The organism is Marinobacter alkalisoli, from assembly GCF_045449795.1.
Classification (GTDB): Bacteria; Pseudomonadota; Gammaproteobacteria; order Pseudomonadales; family Oleiphilaceae; genus Marinobacter.
The window spans coordinates 1-3,974 of record NZ_JBJJLB010000036.1; the positions used below are offsets into that span (position 1 = coordinate 1).

The following is a 3,974-nucleotide window of genomic DNA, read 5'->3' on the forward strand; positions in this document are numbered from 1 at the left end:
AAAAAATGCCCGAATTATCTGGGCACTACTGATGAACCAGACAGAGTTTAAAACACAGCCCGTGTCGGGCTGATAACCGAGCAACAACGACAGGCAGAACACGCCTGCCAGCCGAGTCTTGCAACGGCAAGCGATGACGGAACGGTCAGACCGAGAGTGATAGAGCCTGTTTAGCTCAGCGGCTGTCAAAAGCCGACTAACGAATGAGGCCATCGCTCACACGCATCATCATCCTGGCCCGGGCAGAAGTGCCCACAAAGAGGCCGAATGTAGAGCTGCAGTCTCAAACCGCTTCGGATTCAAATGGCGTTGCTTGACCGCAGGGGGAGTCCATGTAGCGAAGCTAAGCGGCGCCCTGACAAGGGCGTCCGGTGGACGGCCGCCAGGACGGGAACGAACTTAAGCGCATGGTTAGGCATTACGCCGACACCAGCCGCTAAATCTCCGCATGGTCAAACCAGTGGGCCAGCTCATCAACCACATGAGATAACTCAATTTTATCGTCGTCAGATAGAGTTTTAGCTTTGACCGCCCAGAGCCCTTCTTTGTTTGGGTCGGAAAGGCCTGTAGTGTCCATTAGAGCATCAAGATTTCTGACCCAAGTAGTCGCATTGTCATCAAGCTTTGAACGATCAAATTGATGTAGAGCCAAACTAATTTCGTGAAACGCACCTGCTATCGATTCGTGCTCGCCCCCGGTGTGAGGAAGCATTAAGGCACTGCGCGCTGATGAAAATTTCTCGGCTTGATAACTAAATCTCACATTACACTCCTTATCAAAATGCCTAACGCCCTGTTAACAGGCAAAAATAGTTGGTTAAAATTAGCGACGAAGGAGCAAAACCTACTGTTTTTTGTCCTTGTTTAACAGTTTGTTAGCTTACCCTCGCAAGACTTTGTACACAAATTTACCAGGATCTATTTCAGTACCATCAGCAAACTTGGGAAATTGGGCTCCTTCATAAAGCCTAAATTCATCAATAAAGTGTTCGAGTATTACTGAAAATGATACTGGGTCTGGTGCAGATAAAACCTCGTTCATTTTAAGCCTATCTGAAAAGTGCAATACATGCTCTTCCGTTAATGGTTGTTTAGGGCAGTTAAGTAACTTGTACCAATTTTTTATATCGTCAGGGGGCACAAGGTTCTTTTTTGTGGAGCCATGTTTTTCAAAGCACCTCTCAATGATTTCAGAGTGTAAGCTAGCAAGCTGAATGCATGACCGTATAAAGAATGGAAGCTTTTTATCAGGCTGAAAACTATTTTCAAGTTCATAAAGAAAATCATTTGGTGGCATGTTATACGAGTAATACTCTCTCAAATACTTAAACATATAAAAAACATCACCGATATCCTCTCTTATCATATGCGGCTTTTGATCACTAAATTGTGCCTTAAACAACTTTATTAGCTTTGTGTGAGTGATTTTTGATAAATTTTCAATACTTTCACTAGGTAATAAAACCACGCATGACATCAAGGAGTGAAATAATGAATAATAACTGAGGAAAAAGAAAGCTGCCCAAGAGTTCGCCTCTTTTGCTATTAAAGCTTCTTGATAGAAGCTAGTCGCAGTAAACACTTCTTTTAGTGATTTATGAATTCTAATACCCCATTGATATACTTCTTCGGAGCCACCTTTCTTTATCATTTCCGTGTATGCCTTAGTCCATCTATTGACGTATTTATCTTGTTCAGATATTTCTCGAACTCGATAAATTAAATGCCCAAAGTTTGCATACCTATCTTTTATGAAACAGTAATGACTCAAAATATTCCTCTATCCGTGGGTAGGTAAGCTAACGCTTTTGTTTAGCGGCGCCCCGACAGGGGCGTCCGGTGGAGGCCGCCAGGCCGGAACGTACTACAACTATTTGTTAAAGCGGCCTTACTCAGCACTGGAATTTCCCGCCTTTGTAGCAGTAGATTTTGACGTGATGCAAAAGCTCAGCATCCTCAGATTGGGGCTCTGAGGTGAGCTCCGTGCCACCCCACGACTCGGACATAAGGTGATCGTGATCAAAATACCCTTGCTTGGTATTTTTCACGAGACGCAGTAAGGAATGAGCCAGTGCCTCTAGGCCATCAGGAGACCCGTGAATGGCCAACTCCTGCGACTCGTCCTCTATGTTGAGCTCGAATGTAAGCATGTAATCTTCCATGACTGCTCCTGCCCTTTAACGCCGCTCAGCACGCGCGGCTACGGAATGGAGGCGAAGCCGCAATGTAGTAGACGTCGCCGTGACTGACCTTGTTAAGTTTTACCATTCCATCGCGTGATCAATACAGAACCGCAGCCCATTTAACGCATTTTTCTCGCAGCCGGACTGAATGCAGAGTTCCCCTGATAAACCGCCTTGGAGCTGAACCATTAAATCTTTCCGGTACTGAACATCATCGAACTTAAGGAATTCGGATTCTGATTGAACTTTCACCGCCAAAGGTCCGCGAGAGTGGATGTCGATAATCCATAGCTGATGGCAGCTGGGGCACTCGAAAAGCCCATAGTCACCACTCTCTTCAAACTTGGTGAGAGAATCTATGAATTGCGGCAGCTCCTCATCTGGGTGAAGCTCAAGATACTGATTTTTCGATGCGCAGATACAGCTCATAGTTTGTAAACTTAACGCCGTTGTTCAGCGGCAGCCTTGACAGAGCGAAGCGGCGACAAGGCTGTCCGGTGGAGGGCCTTCAGGCCCGGAATGGACTTCCCCCAATAAATCGGACACGCGCCATCAGCTAATTCCTTCGAACTCTAGCGGAGTCCGGTAGCCAAGGCCACTGTGCAGCCGGTGGCTATTATAGAAGTCTTCAATATAGTCACTTATATGCTTTCGTAACTGTCTCAGCGTCACAAAGCTGGTGGCGTGTAGCAATTCTCCCTTCAACGTCTTGAAGAAGGACTCCACCTCCGCGTTGTCAGTACACTGCCCAGGGCGATTCATGCTGTGGCGCACCTGATGCCGATTCAGCAGAGCCTGTGTTTTATGAGCCCGATACTCGATGCCTCGGTCGGTATGAAATAACAGGTCTGAAGCCGGTTTTCGGGTTTTGAAGGCCTCCCTGAGCGTGGCCCTGGCGAAGTCTGCATTCAGATTCTCTCCCAGTCGCCAACTGATGATTCTCCGTGAAAACAAGTCCAGCACCACCGCCAGGAACACGTATTTCTTGCCCAGCTTGATGTAGGTGACATCGCTGCTCCATTGCTGGTTTACCGTGACGGGCTTCTCGGCATTCAGACGATGATTCGGCAAGGCTTTCAAGTCATCACGCAGCTTCGTCAAACGCCGGTATACACGGGCTACTCGAGCTTTCATGCCCCATTCCTGCATCAGCTTGGCCACTCGATTTTCACCCACTTCAACGCCCTCACGTCGAAGCGCCTGGTAAACCCGAGGACTGCCGTATCGGCCTTTGCTCTCGTTGTAGATGCGGCGGATCTTCAACAGCAACTCCGCATTCTCAGCGGCTCGTTGACTGGGCTTCCGGTTTGCCCAGGCGTAGTAGCCCGATCGTGAGATCTCCAGGTGCCGACACAGGGCCTTTACTCCGTGTTCCCGTCGGTGTTTCCAGACGAATCGGAACGCTTCCGTCGTTCCTCGGCCTGAAAACGTTGAAACTTTTTTAGAATGTCGTTTTCCTCCTGAAGCTCCGATATCCGGCGTTTCAGGCGGGCAACCTCGTCCTGTTCCTGGATCTTCTGCTTGGCCTCGGCTGGCGCTTTCTTGACCCGTTTCATGGCGAACTTTCCTTCATGGTATTCCTTGCGCCAGCGTGACAGCATGAAGGGGTGGATATCCAGCGCTTCGGCTACGCTTTTGACACTTCGGTGGGCCTGGTGACTCCACTCCACCGCTTTGACTTTGAACTCAGTGCTGTACTGCTGAGTTTTCTTCCCCGTGATCATCTCCGGCATCGGTTTTCTCCTATTGCGGAGTTATCGATGCGTGTCCACTACACTGGGGGAAGTCCAG

The 3,974-nt window shown here is 48.4% G+C and carries 4 protein-coding genes; all 4 read right to left on the reverse strand.

What is annotated here, in order from left to right; translation table 11 throughout:
* Nucleotides 1-436: 436 nt before the first annotated feature.
* The 4 genes from ACJO3M_RS16170 to ACJO3M_RS16185 all read right to left on the reverse strand — a co-directional run bounded on the left by ACJO3M_RS16170 (nucleotide 437) and on the right by ACJO3M_RS16185 (nucleotide 3,916).
* Nucleotides 437-763 (reverse strand): hypothetical protein, encoded by a 327-nt coding sequence (locus tag ACJO3M_RS16170; RefSeq protein ID WP_407002420.1) that lies wholly within the window; start codon nucleotides 761-763, stop codon nucleotides 437-439.
* A gap of 117 nt (nucleotides 764-880) precedes the next feature.
* Nucleotides 881-1,651, reverse strand: a complete 771-nt coding sequence (locus tag ACJO3M_RS16175) for a hypothetical protein (RefSeq protein WP_407002421.1) — start codon at nucleotides 1,649-1,651, stop codon at nucleotides 881-883.
* A gap of 241 nt (nucleotides 1,652-1,892) precedes the next feature.
* On the reverse strand, nucleotides 1,893-2,162 hold the full coding sequence (locus ACJO3M_RS16180) for an Imm32 family immunity protein (RefSeq protein WP_407002422.1): 270 nt from the start codon (nucleotides 2,160-2,162) through the stop codon (nucleotides 1,893-1,895).
* 573 nt (nucleotides 2,163-2,735) lie between these two features.
* Nucleotides 2,736-3,916, reverse strand: a protein-coding gene (locus tag ACJO3M_RS16185; RefSeq protein ID WP_407001579.1) for an IS3 family transposase whose coding sequence is annotated in 2 segments (ribosomal slippage) — nucleotides 2,736-3,617 and nucleotides 3,620-3,916 — 1,179 coding nt in all. Because the reading frame shifts where the segments join, the coding sequence is not laid out codon by codon here.
* Between the last annotated feature and the right edge of the window lie 58 nt (nucleotides 3,917-3,974).

Excerpts from the sequence above, each read along its gene's own strand:
- ACJO3M_RS16175 (WP_407002421.1), bottom strand. The coding sequence starts at position 1,651 with ATGATAAAGAAAGGTGGCTCCGAAGAAGTATATCAATGGGGTATTAGA.
- ACJO3M_RS16180 (WP_407002422.1), bottom strand. The coding sequence starts at position 2,162 with ATGGAAGATTACATGCTTACATTCGAGCTCAACATAGAGGACGAGTCG.